This is a genomic window from Singulisphaera sp. GP187 (assembly GCF_900129635.1).
Lineage (GTDB): Bacteria > Planctomycetota > Planctomycetia > Isosphaerales > Isosphaeraceae > Singulisphaera.
Window position 1 is genome coordinate 4,917,351 of the sequence record NZ_FSRB01000001.1, and the last position, 19,319, is coordinate 4,936,669.

The following is a 19,319-nucleotide window of genomic DNA, read 5'->3' on the forward strand; positions in this document are numbered from 1 at the left end:
TCTTGGAAGGGTATCAGCGCTCTCATGGAACCACCCCCGCTGCGGTCCGTCCTGATCGGCGAGTTTTTTGGCACCCTGATCCTGATCCTCCTGGGCAACGGAGTCGTGGCCTCGGTTGCGCTGCTGGACAAGCAAGCCAACTGGATCGTGATCACGACGGGGTGGGGCCTTGCCGTCACGCTGGGCGTGTACGTCAGCGGCCGGCTGAGCGGCGGGCACCTCAACCCGGCCGTCACGCTGGCCCTGGCCGCCCGCGGTGAGGTCTCCTGGGGCCGGCTGCTCCCCTACTGGTCAGCGCAGCTCGCCGGGGCCTTCTGTGGCGCGGCGTTGGTCTATGCCGACTATTTCGCCGCCTTCACGGCCTTCGAGCACACCCACCACATCCTCCGGGGGGCATTGGTCGACGGCAAGCTCGCCGGCCCCGCGGCAGGAGGAGCGGGCATCTTCGCCACCTACCCCGCGTTCGACGGGTTGGCCGGCAACTTCTTCAGCGAGTTTCTCGGCACGGCGCTCCTGCTCTTCGGCGTCCGTGCCGTGACCGATCGCCGCAACGCGTCGCCCCAGATGAACCTCGAGCCGATTCTGGTCGGTGCGGTCGTCTGGGCGATCGGCCTCTCGCTCGGCGGTCTGACCGGCTATGCGATCAACCCCGCTCGTGACCTCGGGCCCAGGCTGGCGTCGGCCGTCTTCGGCTGGGGACCGGCGGTCTTCCAATCGCACAACTATTACTTCTGGGTGCCGATTGTCGGACCGCTGGCCGGCGGAATCGTGGGGGCCGCCGTCTACGACCTGGCGATCCATCGCCACCTTCCCCCCGGTGACGAGCCGAGCCCGCCCGGCCGCCTCTCGCCCTGAGCGCGTCGATTGATTATTCTGAAGGAAAGAGGGGGTCCCCAAAGGCCGGTGTGCCCCCCTCTCCCGCTGGTTATTGGACGGGATCGGATCGTTTCAGCATTGTCCGGGCCCTAGAATGGATTTCGAAAGCCGCGCTGGGCCTTCGTCGACTGAACCGAGTCGCGACGAGCGTGTCTGGGGCAGATAGGGTCCCCCCTCGACTCATGATTTTTGTTTTCGCCCCATCCGATCGAATCGAAATGAAGCGAAGTGAAGGACGCCGTTGATGCCCGAGACCCTGTTCGAGAAGGTATGGAAACGCCACGTGGTGACGACCACCGACGAGGCGACTCTGCTCTATGTCGACCGCCATCTCATCCACGAGGTGACGAGTCCGCAAGCGTTCGAGGGGCTCCGACTGGCCGGGCGTAAAGTCCGCCGGCGCGACCTCACGTTCGCCACGCTCGACCACAACGTTCCGACCGAGAATCAGCTCGATATTCGCGAGCCGATGTCGCGCAGGCAGGTCGAGACCCTCCGCGCCAACTGCCGCGAGTTCGACGTCACGCTCTACGACATGCAGAGCGGACACCAGGGGATCGTCCACGTCATCGGCCCGGAGCTCGGCCTGACCTTGCCGGGCACGACGATCGTCTGCGGCGACAGCCACACGAGCACCCACGGGGCGTTCGGTGCCCTGGCGTTCGGGATCGGCACCAGCGAGGTCGAGCACGTCCTCGCCACCCAGACCCTCTGGCAAGGCCGACGCCCGCATTCGCTCGGCATCGAGGTCACGGGCACGCTGCCGGCCGGGCTCGAGCCCAAGGACATCATCCTCGCCGTCATCCGCGCCATCGGCACCGGGGGAGCGACCGGGCACGTCATCGAGTACTACGGCCCGGCGATCACGGCCCTCACGATGGAAGGGCGGATGACCGTCTGCAACATGTCGATCGAGGCCGGCGCCCGCGCGGGCCTGATCGGCCCCGATGACACGACCATCCAGTACATCACCAAGGGCGACCGCCCGTTCGCGCCCAAGGGCAAGGCACTCGAAGCCGCCCTCAACGACTGGAAGTCGTTGCGGACCGACGATCCGTCGGCATTCGACCGGCACATCGCGATCGACGCCAGCACCCTGGCGCCACAGGTCACCTGGGGCACGAACCCGGCGATGACCGTCGACGTGACCGGACAAGTGCCCGACCCCGACCACGTCCCGTTCGCCAGCCGGGAAGACGCCCGCCGCGCCCTCGACTACATGGGCCTGACCCCCGGCACGCCGATGACCGAGATCCCGGTCGACATCGTCTTCATCGGCTCGTGCACCAACGGCCGGATCGAAGACCTCCGCACCGCGGCCAAGGTGTTCCAGGGCCGCAAGGTCGCTGATGGGGTCCGCGCCTTGATCGTCCCTGGGAGCGAGGCGGTCCGTGCCCAGGCCGAGTCGGAAGGTCTCGACCGGATCTTCTCCGGCGCCGGCGCCGAGTGGCGGCAGGCGGGCTGCAGCATGTGTTTGGCCATGAACCCTGACAAGCTGACCCCCGGTCAGCGCTCGGCCAGCACCAGCAACCGCAACTTCGAGGGGCGGCAAGGGCCTGGCGGCCGAACCCACCTCGTCAGTCCGGCCATGGCGGCGGCCGCCGCGGTCACCGGGCACTTCACCGACGTTCGCCAGCTTCTCAAGTAAGGATATCATGGAACCGTTCGTGACCCACCGTGGTCGGGTGGCCGTGCTCGACTGGAGCGACGTCAACACCGACCTGATCATCCCGGCCCGCTACCTCAAGCGGATCGAACGCACCGGCTACGGCCCCCTGCTCTTCGCCGACAAACGCTACGCCCCCGGCGCCGCCCCGGCCGTCGACGACCCCACCGCATCCGGCGCGGATAACCCCGAATTCCCGCTTAACGATCCGGCGAACCGCGGTGCCTCCGTCCTGGTGGTCGGCCGCAACTTCGGCTGCGGTTCGAGTCGCGAGCACGCCGTCTGGGCCGTGGCCCAGGGCGGCTATCGCGCCGTGATCGCCCCCGGCAAGGGCGAAGGGTTCGCCGACATCTTCGAGGGGAACGCCTTCAACAACGGCCTCCTCCCCATCGAACTCGCCGAAGCCGACTGGAAGGAAATCGCCGAGACCGGGCGCACCGAAGGGGGAGCCGAGGTCACCATCGACCTCCGCGACCAGTCGATCACGCTCCATCCGGCCCAGGGCGCCGAGAAGCGTTTCACCTTCGACGTTTCCGAATCCGACCGCCACCGCCTACTCAACGGCCTCGACGCGATCTCCGAGACCCTCCTCAACGACGAGTCGATCCGCAAGCACGAGCAGTCCGCCCCCGCCTGGCTCACGCCGCAGCCGGCTTGAGGAATGCGCCCTCGCTCTTGGCCTTGCCCTTGCCCTTGCCCTTTGTCGCTCGGCAAGGACTGACCCCCCAACCTCCGAAAACCAATCGTCCTCCCCGTTTCGTGGCCCGATCGCCACGAGACCGGGAGGACGTTTCGCGCGGGTCACGATTGGCGAGGCAACCAATTAGACCAAAATAGAAAACCTAGGCAATCTGTCTGAGCACCCGGCTAGACTGCCATTCTGCCTAGATCTCCCCGCTGAGGTGCCTGGCGACTTTGCCCCTCAAGCGGTTTCGATCACTGCGACTGGTCGGGCGTCTCCCCGGAGGGGGCTTGCCCGTCGTTCTGAAGTCGCGTCGACTCCAGCAGTGCCTTGAGAAGAGCCATGCCGATCGTGTCGACTTCATTAGCCGAGTTGGAGAGCACGACCACGCCAACCCGGGAGTCGGGCTCGAACCCCACTAAGCTGCGGTAGCCCCCGGTCCCCCCGTTGTGCCAGAGCGCCGTGGCGTCGTCGAGCGCGGACTCTTGCCAACCCAACCGCACCTTCCCGCCCGGCGGGAGGTAGCCGGAGGCGAGCCCGGAGACTCCGAGGGAAATGAGCAGGGCCACGCCTGCCGGTGCCCACCCGAAGCCCGACCCCCACAGCAGCCAGCTCCCGGCCCACACCGCGAGCGCCGTCCAGACCCCCGACCAGAAGCCCTTCCACCCCTGAGCGACCAACACCGGCAGGATCAACGCGGCAAGGAACGTCCAGCGGCCGGGCGAGACCGGGGCGGCCCACTGGACCAGCAGCGACGCCGCCGCCAGCCCGACGGCCTGCACGATCCCGACCCCGATCCGCCGCCACCACGCGACCGGCCGGGGAGCGTGGCAGGCGCGGAGAGCGGCCCCCGCCGGGCTGTCGGGCGGGCCGAGGTTCGCCCGCAGGAAGCTCACCATCTCGTCGGCAGTGGACCTCAGCGCCCCGGCCCCGGCCAGCGTCGGGAGGTCCCAGTTGGCGGTTGGTTTCCCCATGGCGTCGTGGCCAGGGGCCAGCCGGGACGCCTGATCCTCAGACAGGGCTATCGCGGTGTCGGTCAGGCCCAGAGGTCTGAGGATTCGCTCGGCCATCAGCTCGCCGTAGGGTAGCCCGGCCCGAAGCGAGAGCACGTGACCCAGCAGTCCTGCCCCCAGGTTCGAATAGGCCGCCCCCGTGCCAGGCGGGAACCCTACTCTGGCCCCCTTCAGGTACTCGTACAGGTGGGACACCTGATAGTCGCGGTAGGGGTTCTTCTGGTCTGTCACAGTGGGCCACAGGTTGCCCGGCAGTCGCGGCAGGGCCGACGTGTGCTCCGATAGATGGGCCAGCGTGATCGGCTCGCCGCGCCGAGACGGCATCCGGACTTCCGGGGGCAGCAGTTCGGCCACCGGTTGGTCGATTCCGACCTCTCCGCGCCCGGACATCTCGGCCAAGAGCGCGGCGGAGAACACCTTCGTGACCGAGCCGATCTCGAACACGGTCTGTCCGTCCGGCGTCCGGTCGTCGTCGCGGGCGATCTTCCCGTACCCGAGGACCAGCGACTCGTCCCCGGCGAGGAGGCCGACAGCGAGCCCGACGTTCCGCGTCGAGCGGACGTACTGACCCGCCACGTCGTCAACCTTCCTCCGGAGTGGCGAATCCGCCTGCTCGATCAGCCCCACAACCAGCTCCTTCCTCGACGCCCTGGTCGGTCACGATACGCCCCAAGGCCGTGCACCGCGCGATCACAGTCCGATCTAGTGCCCCGTCCAGACTAAATTTCCGGGTTGTCAAGACGGTTGATTTTAGGGAACCTCCTTACCATCAAGGAGGTTGCCATGAACAAGTAGTATATCGTGCGGCTGACGGACGAGGAACGGGCGATTTGCGAAGCGACCATCAAGAAGGAAACGGGCAAGTCGGAGAAACTGCGGCGGGCGACGATCTTGCTCAAGGCCGACGCCGACGGGCCTGCGTGGGATGACGCCAAGATCAGCGAGACGGTCGGTTGCCGGACGCGGACGGTCGAGAACATTCGGCAAGCATTCGTCCTCGAGGGCTTCGAGGAGGCGTTGGCTCGGAAGCAACGGGCCACGCCACCGACGCCGAAATTGCTCGACGGCGTGGCTGAGGCGAAATTGATTGCGATGCGGTTGGGCAAGCCGCCCGCCGGCTTCGGCCATTGGACGCTACGGCTGCTGGCGGATCAACTGGTGGAACTGGAGATCGCGGCGTCGATCAGCCCGGAGACGGTTCGTCAGACGCTAAAAAAATGGGATGACCAAGCGGAAAATCGAATATTGGGTGATCCCTCCCGATGCGAACGGCGAGTTCGTCGCCAACATAGAGGAGGTGCTGGAGACGTACGAAAAAGCTTATGATCCCGACTGCCCGGTGGTGTGCATGGACGAGCAGCCGGTGCAACTGATCGGCGAGACGCGAGTGCCGATCCCGGCGACCAAGGAGCATCCCGAGCGGGTCGATTACGAATACGAACGGAAAGGGACGGCTAGCATCTTTATGTTTGCCGAACCACTTTCCGGCTTCCGCCAAGCAACGGCCCGGCCGCGTCGCACCAAGGACGATTGGGCTCATGAAGTCGCCCATTTGCTGGACACCCGGTACGCGGGTGTCGCTCGGATCACGTTGGTCTGCGACAACTTGAACACGCACACGAAGGGAGCGTTCTACGAAGCGTTCCCACCTGAGAAGGCCCGCGAGTATGTGCGGGGGCGAATAAAGGGGGACAATGCAATAGTGTTCGGCACGAAATTTGCGCCATCTCCACCCAGGCCAATCTTGCCCTCAAGGGCCGAAAACGGGGATTTCGCAAGGACTTTCGGCACAGAATTTGCGCCTTCTCCACTCAAGTGCATCTTGCCGTCATTTTGGCAGGGCCTTGGGAATGGCAAAACGCTCAGCAAAACCTCTGAAACCCCGAGATATCCAGGGGTTGAAGTACGTCGAGCGGTTACTGCCGCTGCTCGACCAACTCCACGATGTCGGCTGCCAACGCGACAGGTCCGGTAATCGCAGCCTGCATTACGATCAGTATTGCATGCTCGTCTTACTCTTCCTCTTCAACCCAGTCCTCCGTTCCTTGCGCTCCTTGCAACAGGCGAGCACACTCAACAACGTGCAGCGCAAGCTCGGCTGCGCCCGGGCCTCGTTGGGGTCGCTCTCCGAGGCCGTCGAGGTCTTCGAACCCGAGCGGCTGCGCGGCATCATCGAGTCCCTCGCCGCCGAAGTGAAGCCCGTCCGCGACGTGCGCGGCGGCCACCTCGCCCATGCCCTGACGGCCGTCGATGGCAGCGTGGTCAAGACGCTCAAGACCATCGCCGAGGCCGCCTTCATGAACGACAAGAACGGCGGCTCTCACAGCGGCTGGCGACTCCACACCCACTTCGCCATCGACCGCCACGTCCCCACCCGGATCGAGGTCAGCGCCGCTGCCAACAGTGGCCATAACGACGAGAAGAACCGACTCCGCGCCGCCTTGCAGTCCGACCACTGCTACGTCCTGGACCGTTGGTATGCCCAGTTCACCCTCTGGAACGACATCGTGGCCGCGGGGAGCAGCTATGTTTGCCGCATCCGCGACAACAGCAACCTCAATGCGGTCATCGAAGAGCGCCCGGTCTCGGCGACAGCCGCGGCTGCCGACGTCCTCCGCGACTTCATCGTGGACCTCGGCGCCGCCAAGAAGCCCGACGAGCGGCCGGCCCATCGGGTGCGGGTGATTCTGGTGAAAACGACGCCCCACACCAAGCGTGGGGGCCGCAAAGGGGGCACGGCCGGTCCTCCCAGCGACGGCGTGCTGCGGATCGCCACGAACCTCCTGGATGTTCCCGCCGAGGTGATCGCTGACATCTACCGACACAGGTGGACAATTGAACTCTTCTTTAGATTTTTCAAGCACGTGCTCGGCTGTCGCCACCTGCTGAGTACGCATCCCAAGGGGATCGAGATCCAGGCGTACTGCGCGATCATCGCGTGTCTGCTGATCAGCCTGTGGACGGGCCGCAAGCCGACGCTCCGGTCTTACGAGATGATCTGTCTGTACTTCGCAGGCTGGGCGAGCCTTGAGGAACTCTTGGACCATATTAGTAAATTAAAATCTGAAGAGACGTAGTGCCCGCGGCTCGACTCCCAAGTCCGCGGTGTTCGCTGCTGCGCGGTGGTTTGTAGTTCACCCGAGTCGTCGGCTCGCCCCAGGTCACCGAGAACGTCCCGCACGCCTCTGCGGGGCGGCCGTGTCGGCCAGGCTTCCTCGCTTCAGGAAGACAGGGAGCTCACGCTCCCCGCTCGCCTGGGAGGCGAGCATGCGCTGGCCTGGTGGCTGGTTTCGCTTGTGCGAAAGGCAAGTGGGGAGCGTGAGCTCCCTGTCCCTCCCCCAGCAAAGCCGAAAGCTCGTGCCCACTGGGGCCGCAGGTCCCCCGCCCGCCCCACAGGGTCGTGTGAAACGCTCTGAGGGGGAGTTCCCCGGGTTGCCGGCTTGCCGTTGCTCGGATCGCCCCCCCCCACAGCAAACGGAGTGCCGAACACTATTGGGGACATAGCGATTATCGACAGTTGCCGATAATCGCTATGTCCCCCTGGTATGTAGCAAATCAGAGAGAATAACTCTTAACTCTCTGGCTCATAAAGACTTCCATAGTAGGAGTGGGATTTCTTCCCGGTCCTTTCTTGGAGGTCCATTCGCATGGCAACTCGCACTGCTTCCAGGCGGCATCGTCGCTCCCACGAGATTCAGAAGCCTACGGGAACCTTGCATCCCCGAGTGCAAGCCGTGGGCCCAGAACGGTTTGGGATCGTCAGCATCGATTGCGCCAAGGCACGATCCAAGTTCCTGCTGGCCGATTTCTATGGGACGGTCCTGCTCCCTCCCACGGTCATCAACCACGATCGCGGGGGGTTCGAGGCAGCGATTCATGCGGTCCACGCGGCGGCTCAGCGGCTTCGGCTCGGGGTGGTGATCGTCGTGGTCGAACGCACGGGGCGGTTTCACCTGCCGGTCCAGGCCGCGTTCCAGGCGGCTGGCTTTGAGGTCCGGATCGTCCATCCCTTCGCCACCAAGCAATTTCGCCAGCCCGCCGATCCCGGCAATAAAACCGATGACACCGACCTCTCCGCCATCCATCGCGCGGCGGTCAACGGTTTCGGACTCCTCGAGCACGAACCCGACCCCCTCTACGCTGACCTCCAACTCCTGGCTCGTCATCGCCGCGATCTTGTCACCAAGAACGTCACACTTCGAAACCAAATTCACGACCATTTTCAATTGATCATGCCAGGGTTTAGTGCGGTCATTGATCCGTTTGACAGCCCACTGCCGCTCTGGATCGTCAAGAACTTGCAATCGGCCGACGCGATTCTCGAGGTCGGTGTCCTCGGGCTCCTCAGGCGGCTTCGTGAGGCGGGATTCCATCCGCATCTGAAGACCGTCGAGAAGATCGTCGCCTGGTCCAAGGCGGCTCCCGCACAACATTCGCAATCGCCAAGTCATCTGCGGTTGCTCATGTCACTTGATGGAGATCGGATGACCAAGCTTGAGGCCATCCGGACCGTCGAAGGGGATCTCGCCGGGTTCCTGGCTCGCACCCCCTACGTGCTGTTGCTGGGAATTCCGGGGATCAACGTGGCGACCGCCGCCGAGTTCGCTGGCGAGATGGGGCCGATCGGCCGTTATCCCAAAGCCCGTTCGATCACCGGCCGCGCCGGGCTGTTTCCCTCGCGGTATCAAAGCGACACCGTCGACCGGAGCAACGGGGCGTTGGTGCGCCGCGGCAATCACTCGCTCCGCGAAGTGATCCTCCGGATCGCCGACAATTTGATCACATGTAATGATTATTTCAGGATCCAAGCCGCCAAGTGGCGATTGAGTGGCAAGGATCCGCGCGACATCCATGTCAAGGTCGGCGGCCGATTCTGCCGGATCGCCTACCAGATGGTGGCGGGGCAATCGGTCTACCGCCACCCGAGCTGTCAGCATCGGCATTATGTTCTTGAAAAACTGATCAAATTTTTGAACGAACACAATGTTGATTGTGCACGTACTATGTTGATCTTGGATTCGGCGGTGTGCCAGCTTCCCCGATCGGAGCATCGGTCGGAGGCGGTCCCGCTGACCGAGGAACTGTCGCGGCCCCGGTCGAAGCGGGGAACCGGTCCGCAACTTTTGGGCGAGATTCTCCCCGCGGTCTTGGCGAAGCTGGGGGTGAATTTGCTACCATCGAGCGTGTCAGGGGAGCCTGATCCCACAGAGTGACGACCCGGCCGAGGGACCGAATAACGTCGAATGTCCCCGTGGCGCAAAGCCGTGGTTAAAGCGTGGCGCTCTGTCCGATCACCAACGTCGGATCCGGCTGTGTGGGGTCACTCCCCTGATATTACCAGTGTGGCGAGCGTGATCTGCAGCGACAGAGATGGTCCATCGGCCCGCGGTTCGTCCCCGGAATCTGAACAAACCGCCAGTATTCCTGGCCGGGACGGGGCCACTTCGTCCCCAGGCTGCCCGCCCTCGTTTTGACCGATTCCTACATGGCTGTCTTTATTCGCCAACTGTCGATAATCGCTATGTCCCCCTTTATTCGCCCCGAAGTTCGGACACGAGTTCCTCGGCGGGCCCACCGACAAGCCGCCGCTCGACCTTGCGGGCATGCTCGTAAAGGGTTTCGCGGCTGCATCCGGCCTGTTCGGCTTGTTGAGTGACGGCACCGTGCTGCCCGGAAAGGACGGCTGCGGCATTGAGGATCCAGACGCGGGGCGATAACTTGAACATGGGAGGCCCTTCCGTGATGGTGATACCCGTGGTCAGATGTCATCTCACCACGGCGGGGCCTCCCGATCCACTCAATCTGTCAACCCGCTCGCCCACCATTTCTGGCGAAATGAGACAATGCCCACCCGGGGAGACGGCCTCGTTCGGACGCTGGACGCATGCACTCAAGAGTCGGCGGAAAAATGCGAGAGACTCGGAGCGAGATGTGGGATTGTATATGAATACACGACCACACCGCCGGGTGTCGAGAACCCGGATGCCGACCTGCGGCGGGAGCTGGTGCCAATCTCCGCGACTCATCGGGATCGGTTTTTCATCGACATGCTCATGGTCAATGCCTTGCTCACGGCTTCAGTTCTTCCGCTTCGGCTCCTCAACTTGGTACAATTCACATCTCTCTAAGCCGACCCCGCGAGCGCCCGGCAGGCGACTCACCGGGGCCTCCAATGCCCTCGAAGGTCCCCGACGATGCCGATCGCGTTCGCATGCGAGAGCTGTGGCCGACGCTACCAGGTCGACGACGCCCTGGCCGGGAAGAAAGGCAAGTGCAAGGCCTGCGGCCAGCCATTGCTGATCCCTGCCGCGCGGCAGGCCGCGCCGGCCTCTCCCCCCCCCGACCGATCGGGAGCCCACGCGGGCCCGGCCGATCGCGACGGAACGAACGGGACGCGACGCGAGTCCGTCGCCGGCTGGCCCGGCGCGGGGCGAAGGGCGCCAGCCGCGGCGGTCTTTCCTCTGGGCCCTCACCGGTGCCGGCGTGCTGGTCGTGGCGGCCCTGGCCGTGCCGTTCCTGTACCCGTCCGCAGGCGGCGGGGCGGCGGAGCCCGGCCCGGTCGTTTCCGTTCCGCCCGAGGCGCCGCCGGGGCCGGCCCCGGTCGCGGGCACTGCGCCCGCCGTTCCGGCTGCATCTGCCCCGGGGCCCGGTGCCGCGGTCGCCGTCACCCCGGCGAACGTCGCCACACCCCCGGCGACGCCCGCCCCGAAGGTCGGCGAGATCCGCAAGTTTGAGGGGCATGTCGACACGGCCTCCGTCGTGGCGTTCGCGCCCGACGGCCGCTTCGCCCTGTCGGGGGCGACCGACGGGACCGTGCGGTACTGGGACGTCGCCACCGGGCGGGAGCTCGCGACGCTCCAGGAGCCGGTCGGCAACATCGTCGGGCTGGCGTTCTCGCCCGACGGCCGCCGCGCCGTCTCCGGCTGCTACGATCGGACCATCCGGTACTGGGACCTGGAGGGCTACAAGGAGCTCAGGACACTCCGGGGGCACACCGACGCGCCCAACCGCGTGGCGTTCGCGCCCGACGGCCGCCACGCCGCGTCGTCGAGCTGGGACCGTACGATCCGTCTCTGGGACCTGGACGCGGGGACCGAGATCCGGCGGTACGAGGGGCACGCCGGGGTCGTCTTCGGACTCGCCTTCTCGCCCGACGGCCGCCGCCTCGTCTCGGGGGGCTGGGACCACACGGCCCGGCTCTGGGACGTCGCCACCGGTAAGGAAATCCGCAAGTTCGAGGGACACACCGCCGAGGTCGGCGACCTGGCGTATTCGAGCGACGGCCGCCGCGTGCTGACCGGCAGCAATGACGGGACGCTCCGGCTCTGGGACGTGGAGACCGGCCGCGAGGTCGCGCGCATGGACAACGGCGCCAACACCGCCTGGGCGGTCGCCCTCTCGCCCGACGGCCACCGCATCCTGACGTCGCACGACCACGACGTCGCCCTCTGGGACGTCCCGACGCGCCAGCGCGTACAGCTCTTCGAGGGCCACACCGGACAGATCACGGGCGTGGCGTTCGCGCCCGACGGCCGCTCGGCCCTCTCCTCCGGGCACGACCGCCTGCTGCGGCTCTGGGGCCTGCCCGCGGTGGCCCCCGGGTCCCTCGCCGCGACACCACCGGGGCCCTCGCCGAGGCCCGCAGTCCCGGTCGCCGTGGTCGCCGCCACGCCGGACGCGCTGCTGGCGAAGGTGGCCGAGGCCCGCAGGCAGATCGAAGCCGACCAGAACGGCGACAGGTATGCGGAGCTCGGGCCCGCCTTCGACGCGGCCCTGCGCGCGGCGGCCCCGGCCCTCACCGAGGTCGCGGTGGGCACGGCCGAGCGGCCCTCGCGTTTGACGCGGGTCGAGCTCAACGGCCGGCGGCTCGGGTTTGACGCCCTCCGGTTCAAGGCGCCCGCGGATGGGCCGCGCCTCGACATGAAGTGGGAGTTCATCATGCCCGCCGTCGACAACGAGCGTGGGCGGGCGATGGAGGCCTGGTATATCATGCCCCTGAAGGGCGACATGGTCGGCTTCAGTCACTACCACCGCGGCGCGAACGAACCCGTCGAGGGGGTCGACTTGCCCAGGAAGTACCACGTCGTCCAGGAGCTCGAGGGTGGCGAGATCCGGCCGGGGAACGAGTACCTGATCTGGTTCACGTTCGAGGCCGGGTCGCCTGCGGTGCCCACCTACGTCAAGATCGACCTGGTGCCGCCGGACCCCGAAGTGGTGTCGCGGATCCGGGCGACCGAGGCCGCGCGGCGCCGGACGTTCGAGCTCCCGGACTCGGCCCACGGCCTGGGCGCCAGCCCCGACGGCCGCCGGGCCTTGATGGCGGCCGGGGCGTCGCTCTACAGCGGCGACATCGAATCGGGTCGGGTCCGAAAGTGCTGGGACGGGCGGGATCGGGACGTCCGTAGCGTGGCGTTCTCGCCCGACGGCACGCTCGCGGCGGTCGGCTGCGGCAACGGCACGATCCTCCTCGTCGACGTCGAGGCCGGCAAGGAGGTGCGCCGCTGCGAGGGGCATTCGGCCGGGTTGCGGTGCCTCGCTTTCCTGCCCGACGGCAAGCAGCTCGTCTCCGGGGCCGAGGACCGGACGGCCCGGCTCTGGGACGTCGCCACCGGCAAAGAGGTCCGCAAGTTCGAAGGGCACACCGACCAGGTGCTCTGCCTGGCCGTCTCCCCCGACGGCCGCCGACTCGCCACCGGGCCGAGCGTCGCGGACAAGGTGGCGCGCGTCTGGGACGTGGCCACCGGCAAGCTCATCGCACGCCTCGAGGGGAACGCCGAAGCCGTGTACGCGCTGGCATTCTCGCCCGACGGCAAGGCGGTCCTCACCGGCGGCGAGGACACGACCCTGCGACTTTACGACGCCGCCAGCGGCCGGCCGATTCGCCGGTTCAAGCCCGACTTCGGCTCGAGACTCCACGCGGCGGCGTTCCTGCCCGACGGTCGCGTGATCGCGAGCGGTGAAGGGCACTTCGTCACGTTCTGGTCGAGCGCGTCGGGCCGTCTGCTCGACGCCTACGAGGGGCCGTTCGGGGGCACTCATCTGATCGCCTCGGCCCCCGGCAACCGGATGCTCACCGGCAGCGCCGACCGCACCGTACGCGTCTGGACGCTCCCGCCCTTCGACGCGGCGGCCGCCGCGGCGCCGACGAAGGCCGACCTCGCCTACCTCCGTTCGGTCGTCGACGACCTCGAGGCCACGACCCCCGACGAGCTCGGCGACCTCACGCACCTCGCCCTCAACGCCAGGACCGACGACGCGGGCCTGGCCCACCTCGCCCAGTTGAGGAACCTGGAGACCCTCTCGATCGCCGGCGCCCCGAAGGTCCGGGGCGCCGGCCTCGCCCGCCTCAAGGGGCTCACCCGCCTCCGCAGCCTCGACCTGAGCCACACGGGCATCGGCGACACCGGCCTGGCCCACCTCGCACCCCTGACCCGGCTCGAGCGCCTCAGCCTGGGTGACACGAGGGTTACCAACGCCGGGATCGCCCACCTCAGGGGGCTTACGAACCTGAAGCGGCTCGACCTCCAGAACGACGCCGTGACCGACGTCGCCCTCCGGACCCTGGTCGACCTGCCGAACCTCGAGACCCTCGACCTCGAGGGGACGAAGGTCGGCGACGACGGCCTTTCGCTGATCCGGAGGTTCAAGAAGCTGTCGACGCTGACCCTCGGCGCCACCAGGGTCACCGAGCCTGCCGCGGAAGCCCTCCGCAAGGCGCTGCCGAAGCTGAACGTCGAGCTTTGACCGGGCGAGCGCCCCCGGAGGGCCTGTCGACAACCGCCGATCGCTTGCGGCGCCCCTCATGACAGGCTGAAGCCGCCCGTCCTGCCTCGGCTCCGGATTTCCGATGCGGCCTGCCCATCCCGTTGTCCTCGAGCCTCGGAACTCCTTCATCGATTCCGCGGGCAGGAAACGGGGACGCAGCTAGTATTGACGTCCACCCTTCGTCCGGAGGGCCGACCGCCAAAAGTCCGTAAACCTGAGTCGCGGACAGAAAACTCGCTGCGTCCCCGTTTCCTCACTTGGAGTCCGACCGCTTTGAGGCGACGGGTCAGCCGGCCTTACGATCCAGGATCCGATAGCAGGTCCGGCCGAGGCGCATGCGGGTAGTCAGCGGGTTGATAGTGAATCGCCAGCTCAGGGGTCTCGATTTGCTGCTGCCCGTCAGCGAGCGAAGTGAGCGCCCGGTCGAGGATGCCGCTTGTGAGGAGGGTCCGCTCGACAGGATAGGTCGGTCGGCCCGTGTGGATCATGCGTTCGATCGCCTTCAGCAAGTAGGCGAAGTGGGGGTGGCGTGGTTCGCTGCGTTCCTCGAAGCGGGTGGCAATGACTTGCGGCCTCCCCTTGACCCGCAACGCCACGGAGGTGCCCGAGGCGAACTCAGAGAGCATCAAAATGCTCCCGAGCAGGCCGTCGGCGTACTGGAACTGGAAGAGTGCGGCTCCCGGCGTGTTGGTTCGCGTCGGAACGCCGTCTTGATGGGGCGTCACGGCAAGCGCGGCGTTGAGAAGGTCGTGCGGTACGGTGCCGTCATCGACGGCCCTCCACATGGCTTCGCCTTGCAGGCAGCGAACCCAGTTCACACCGCGCTCACCGCCCCGCCGCCGTTCGACCTGGCTTTGCAGGAACTCGAGGGCGTGGATTCCATAGATGTCGAGCCCCGAATAACCAATCCCGACGGCCGCCTCGACCTCGGAGCCGAGCGGGACGGTGATGTCGGGGAACCGGAACCCGACGGGCATCGACGAGCCCGCCATGAACGGGACCTTGAGCTCACGGGCGCGGTGGTACATCCACGAAGCATCGGCCCATTGCGGGCCAAGGTGCTTGTCGCTAAAGACGGGGACCACCTTACCATGCTTGACGAAGGCCTTCGTGATCTGCTCGAAGAAGCGACGACGCGGGTAAAGATGCTGCTCTTTCTTGTTGTACGGATAGTCGCCGTGCTCGCCGATGCTGATCACGCCGTCGACCGGGATCTGGTCCCCTCCCAGGGTCAACGCCCCTTCGATCGTGTCGAAGATCGGAACGCCGTGCTTCCGAGACTGGGCCCGGGCGAGGTCTCTCGCCGTGAACTGGTCGACATACATCGAAGCAAGCTTGAGCGCGGGGCCTGGGCCCCCGTCCTGTTTCCAACCGTCGAGAATCTTCCCCAAAAGCACGTCGGCGTGCAGCCCCTGTTCATAGGCTGTGATCACGGCCGCGACGGACTTCGGCTTCGACGCGCGGGAGGGGGCCGCGACGGCCGCCGCTGGGAAGCCGCAACACAAGGTCGCCGCGGCAGCCTGTTGCATCAAGACTCGGCGCGTTGGTTGCATCAAGACTCGGCGCGTTGTCGGGCGGGGCGGGTTCATCGGGCAAGTCTCATCGGGGGCAGGAAACGGGGACGGGGGGCAGGAAACGGGGACGCAGCTAGTATTGACGTCGTCCTCGGGATTCGGGGATCCTCCCGCCTTATGCCAAGAACAGCGCGAGTCGCACCTGGCGGGTTAGTTTATCACGTCCTGAATCGATCGGCCGGGAAGAGGCACCTGTTCGCCAAGGACGCCGACTTCGAGGCGTTCCAGCGCGTCATGTGTGAGGCGCACCAGCACCACCCCACCCGGATCTTGGCTTACGCCGTCTTGTCCAACCATTGGCACTTCCTCGTCTGGCCCGAGGAAGACGGGCAATTGACCGATTTCTTCCGCTGGCTCACGCATACCCACGCGATGCGTTGGAGAGTTGCCCACCGGACCGTGGGATACGGGCCCCTCTACCAGGGACGATTCAAGAGTTTCCCGGTTCAGTGCGACGACCATCTCTTGACCGTGCTCCGGTACATCGAGCGGAATCCGCAGGCGGCCGGGTTGGTCGAGCGGGCCGAATTGTGGCGCTGGAGTCGTCTGTGGGTGAGGAGGCACGGAGCGGATCCGCTCAAAGCCCTCTTATCGGCCTGGCCAATCGAATGTCCGGTGGACTGGACTGATCGGGTCAACGCCGCGCTGAGCGCCCAGGAACTGAAGCGATTGCACGCAAGCCTCGAGAGAAGCCGGCCTTACGGCGCCGACGAGTGGGTCAAGCAGAAGGCGAGCGAGTTGAGCCTGGAACACACCCTTCGTCCGGAGGGCCGACCGCCAAAAGTCCGTAAACCTGAGTCGCGGACAGAAAACTAGCTGCGTCCCTGTCTCCTCTGCGCCCGCCTGGCTCACCCCGCAGCCGGCTTGAGGAATGCGCCCTCGCCGTCGTCCCTTGTCGCTCGGCAAGGACTGACTCCTGACTCCCGAAAACCCATCGTCCTCCCCGTTTCGCGGCCCGATCGCCACGAGACCGGGAGGACGTCTCGCGTATCGGCCACTCCCTACATCTCGAGAGTGCCCCTCGTTGGGTGCCTGGCCATGCGTTGCAACGGATTGAAAAATCCCCCGCCGCTTGACCCGCTTGCTTTTTCGCGAACAATTAGACAATATCCTAAATGTTTGCGGCGGTCCCACGAATGACGGGTAGAGAACTCGGCCGATGAACGACGTTTTTAAGGCCCTCTCCGACCCGACGCGCCGCGAGATCCTCCGCCTTTTGAGGGGGGGCGAGAGGACGGCGGGAGAACTGGCCGAGCATTTTGCCATGACCAAGCCGTCGATGTCGCATCACTTCGCGGTCCTGAAGGAGGCGGAGCTGATCCGTAGCCGCCGCGATGGGAAGCAAATCTATTACACGCTCGACACCACGGTCATCCAGGACGTCCTCGTCTGGATTCACGACATGTTCGGGAGTGGGGAGAGCAAGTCATGACTCGGGCATCTTGGCTCGCCGCGATCGGGCTCATCGTCGCAGTCTGGGTCGGCACCGCGGTGGTCTATGGATCACTCCCGGACCGGGTTCCGACCCACTGGAACATCCGAGGACAGGTGGACGCCCATGGACCGAAGGCATTGGCTGCACTCCTCATGCCGGCGGTCATGGTGGGGATGCTCGCCCTCTTCGCGGCGCTCCCCTGGCTCTCGCCCGCCCAGTTCAAGTTGGAGGGCTTCCGATCGACCTACGGATTCATCGCCGTCGTCGTCCTCGCGATGCAGGCCTTCATCCACACCCTGTTGCTGCTCGCGGCGATGGGTTATCAGTTCGACATGTCCAGGTGGCTTGTGGCAGGCACCCTCTTCGGTCTTGGCCTGATGGGGAATGTGATGGGCAAAGTACGCCGCAACTTCTATGTCGGTTTCCGGGTCCCCTGGACCTTGGCCAGCGAACGCGTTTGGAACGAGACCAATCGCCTGGCTGCCTGGTTAACCTTCGGCGTTGGCCTGCTGGGCTCGGCTGTCGCCTTGATGGGCTACCCGCTCGTGGCGCTCTCCTCGCTGGTGCTGATCGTGGTAATCCCGACGATTTTTTCGCTCCTGCGGTACAAGCAACTCGAGCGCAGCGGCGAAATCTGAGCGAGAATCGCCTGGACTTCCCTTTCCTTCCGTCCCAAGCAACCCAGGCCGACCGAGCACAAAACAATAATTGATCACCTTTTTAATATTTACATGCAATCCAAAATCGCACAGGGAGGGGAAAGAACTGAGAACCTTCAAAATCGTCGATGCCCACGCTCTGCATCGACTCAACGGAGATTGTCGATGAGGCTGTTAACAAACGCGACGTTACGGGTTTTCGCCGTCACCCTCGTTCTGGCCGGTCGGGCCGCAGTTGCGAACGAGCCAGAGAGCAAGGAACACATCTGGGAGGGCAAGCTGGCGATCAACGCGGGGATCGAGCTTCGCCTGGTCTTCCACGTCGCCAAGGATGAGGCCGGCAAGTTCACCGGGACGTTGGACAGCCCTGATCAAGGAGCCAAGGGGCTCAAGGTGGACTCGGTCACACTCGATAATTCGCATCTTGTTATCGAAATCAAAAGCATTCTTGCTAAATTTGATGGAGCACTCAACCCCGAGGGAACAGAGGCGAAGGGGACGTGGACCCAGGCGAGGAACACCCTCCCGCTCACCCTGAAGAAGGGGGAGAAGGCCTCGGAAATCCGCCGCCCCCAGTCGCCCATGCCCCCCTTCCCGTACAGCGTGAAGGAGGTCTCCTATCGCAACGAGGCGGGGGCCGTGACCTTGGCAGGGACGTTGACGCTCCCGAACGGGCCGGGCCCCTTTCCTGCCTTGATTCTGGTGAGTGGCTCGGGGGCGCAGGACCGCGACGAGTCGCTGTTCGGGCACAAGTTGTTTCTCGTGCTGGCGGATGCCCTCACCCGTCGTGGGATCGGCGTGCTCCGCGTGGACGACCGGGGAGTCGGCGGCTCGACGGGCCAGACGATGACCTCCACCTCCGATGACCTTGCCGGTGACGTACTTGCGGGAGCAGCGTTCCTGAAGACACGGCCCGAGGTTGACAAGACGAACATCGGCCTCATCGGCCACTCCGAGGGGGGGATCATCGCGCCGATGGTCGCAACGCGGTCTCCCGACATCGCCTTCATCGTTCTGATGGCCGGCACCGGCCTCCCTGGTGATGAGATCGTCCGGCTCCAATCGCGTCGGATCGGCCAGGCGCTCGGTCTCGACGCGAAGACGGTCGCACGAGAGAACGCCTTTCAGGAGCAGGTGCTTGAGATCGCCAAGATGGAGCCGAACGACAAGAAAACAGGCCAGCGGATCCGTGCGGTCATCCAAGAGCGGACCGCTGCGATGACGGAAACCGAGCGTGCGAAAGCGGGCGACCTGAATGCTCAACTCGTCGCCCAGCTCAAGGTGCTTCGCTCCCCCTGGTTCCGGTACTTCCTGAGCTACGACCCGCGGCCGATGCTCGGCAAGGTCCGCTGCCCAGTCCTCGCCCTTGTCGGCGAGAAGGACCTGCAAGTTCCCCCCAAGGAGAACCTCTCCGAGATCGCCTTGGCGCTCAAGGCAGGGGGAAATCGGCGCGTCACAATCCAGGAACTGCCCGGCCTCAACCACCTGTTCCAGACCAGCACGACGGGGGCACCATCGGAATACGCCCAGATCGAGGAGACGATCGCGCCGTCGGCCCTAGCCTTGATCGGGGATTGGATCTTGGAGCAAATCGAGAAGAAATAGTTAGCGGAAGTAGGCCGGCGGGTGAGCCCTTTCCATCCCAGGGA

At 65.5% G+C, this 19,319-nt stretch carries 14 protein-coding genes and 1 pseudogene; 12 read left to right on the plus strand and 3 right to left on the minus strand.

Features of this window, described 5'->3' with window-relative positions; all coding sequences use genetic code 11:
* Positions 1–24: 24 nt before the first annotated feature.
* The 3 genes from BUS42_RS18995 to leuD all read left to right on the plus strand — a co-directional run bounded on the left by BUS42_RS18995 (position 25) and on the right by leuD (position 3,200).
* On the plus strand, positions 25–855 hold the full coding sequence (locus tag BUS42_RS18995; RefSeq protein ID WP_074308758.1) for an MIP/aquaporin family protein: 831 nt from the start codon (positions 25–27) through the stop codon (positions 853–855).
* Between the two features lie 265 nt (positions 856–1,120).
* Complete coding sequence (gene leuC, locus BUS42_RS19000) at positions 1,121–2,524, plus strand: 3-isopropylmalate dehydratase large subunit (protein ID WP_173878245.1); 1,404 nt, start codon at positions 1,121–1,123, stop codon at positions 2,522–2,524.
* Between the two features lie 7 nt (positions 2,525–2,531).
* Complete coding sequence (gene leuD / locus BUS42_RS19005; protein ID WP_074308762.1) at positions 2,532–3,200, plus strand: 3-isopropylmalate dehydratase small subunit; 669 nt, start codon at positions 2,532–2,534, stop codon at positions 3,198–3,200.
* Positions 3,201–3,478: 278 nt separating this feature from the next.
* On the opposite strand, the gene BUS42_RS44415 is transcribed toward leuD, so the two are convergent.
* Complete coding sequence (locus BUS42_RS44415; RefSeq protein ID WP_074308767.1) at positions 3,479–4,864, minus strand: serine hydrolase domain-containing protein; 1,386 nt, start codon at positions 4,862–4,864, stop codon at positions 3,479–3,481.
* 264 nt (positions 4,865–5,128) lie between these two features.
* Between BUS42_RS44415 and BUS42_RS19015 the strand changes: the two genes are divergently transcribed.
* The 4 genes and pseudogenes from BUS42_RS19015 (at position 5,129) to BUS42_RS19030 (ending at position 9,450) form a co-directional block, all read left to right on the plus strand.
* A complete protein-coding gene (locus BUS42_RS19015; RefSeq protein ID WP_159452258.1) occupies positions 5,129–5,563 on the plus strand; it encodes a helix-turn-helix domain-containing protein in 435 nt (144 codons plus the stop codon).
* 22 nt (positions 5,564–5,585) lie between these two features.
* A pseudogene (locus tag BUS42_RS46550) lies at positions 5,586–5,882 on the plus strand (transposase); the annotation flags it as partial.
* A 205-nt stretch (positions 5,883–6,087) separates the two neighbouring features.
* Positions 6,088–7,314, plus strand: a complete 1,227-nt coding sequence (locus BUS42_RS19025; protein ID WP_074304436.1) for an IS4 family transposase — start codon at positions 6,088–6,090, stop codon at positions 7,312–7,314.
* Positions 7,315–7,971: 657 nt separating this feature from the next.
* Entirely contained in the window at positions 7,972–9,450 is a 1,479-nt protein-coding gene (locus BUS42_RS19030; RefSeq protein ID WP_159452259.1) for an IS110 family transposase, read from the plus strand.
* A gap of 318 nt (positions 9,451–9,768) precedes the next feature.
* Here the strand turns inward: BUS42_RS19030 and BUS42_RS19035 are convergent, their stop codons facing one another.
* Positions 9,769–9,963 (minus strand): hypothetical protein, encoded by a 195-nt coding sequence (locus BUS42_RS19035; RefSeq protein ID WP_074308777.1) that lies wholly within the window; start codon positions 9,961–9,963, stop codon positions 9,769–9,771.
* Between the two features lie 757 nt (positions 9,964–10,720).
* On the opposite strand from BUS42_RS19035, the gene BUS42_RS19045 reads away from it, so the two are divergent.
* A complete protein-coding gene (locus tag BUS42_RS19045) occupies positions 10,721–13,981 on the plus strand; it encodes a WD40 domain-containing protein (protein WP_074308781.1) in 3,261 nt (1,086 codons plus the stop codon).
* 317 nt (positions 13,982–14,298) lie between these two features.
* On the opposite strand, the gene BUS42_RS19050 is transcribed toward BUS42_RS19045, so the two are convergent.
* Positions 14,299–15,555 carry a Gfo/Idh/MocA family oxidoreductase gene (locus tag BUS42_RS19050; protein ID WP_083670560.1) on the minus strand — a complete coding sequence of 419 codons (1,257 nt, stop codon included), beginning with the start codon at positions 15,553–15,555 and terminating at the stop codon, positions 14,299–14,301.
* A gap of 138 nt (positions 15,556–15,693) precedes the next feature.
* On the opposite strand from BUS42_RS19050, the gene BUS42_RS19055 reads away from it, so the two are divergent.
* The 4 genes from BUS42_RS19055 (at position 15,694) to BUS42_RS19070 (ending at position 19,275) form a co-directional block, all read left to right on the plus strand.
* Positions 15,694–16,392 carry a transposase gene (locus BUS42_RS19055; RefSeq protein ID WP_074308783.1) on the plus strand — a complete coding sequence of 233 codons (699 nt, stop codon included), beginning with the start codon at positions 15,694–15,696 and terminating at the stop codon, positions 16,390–16,392.
* 343 nt (positions 16,393–16,735) lie between these two features.
* Positions 16,736–17,008, plus strand: coding sequence for an autorepressor SdpR family transcription factor (locus BUS42_RS19060; protein WP_074308785.1), 273 nt, complete (start codon positions 16,736–16,738; stop codon positions 17,006–17,008).
* Positions 17,005–17,649, plus strand: a complete 645-nt coding sequence (locus BUS42_RS19065) for an SdpI family protein (RefSeq protein ID WP_074308787.1) — start codon at positions 17,005–17,007, stop codon at positions 17,647–17,649. Before BUS42_RS19060 ends, BUS42_RS19065 begins: the two co-directional genes overlap by 4 nt.
* Positions 17,650–17,835: 186 nt before the next feature.
* Complete coding sequence (locus BUS42_RS19070; RefSeq protein WP_083670319.1) at positions 17,836–19,275, plus strand: alpha/beta hydrolase family protein; 1,440 nt, start codon at positions 17,836–17,838, stop codon at positions 19,273–19,275.
* The last annotated feature ends 44 nt before the right edge of the window (positions 19,276–19,319 follow it).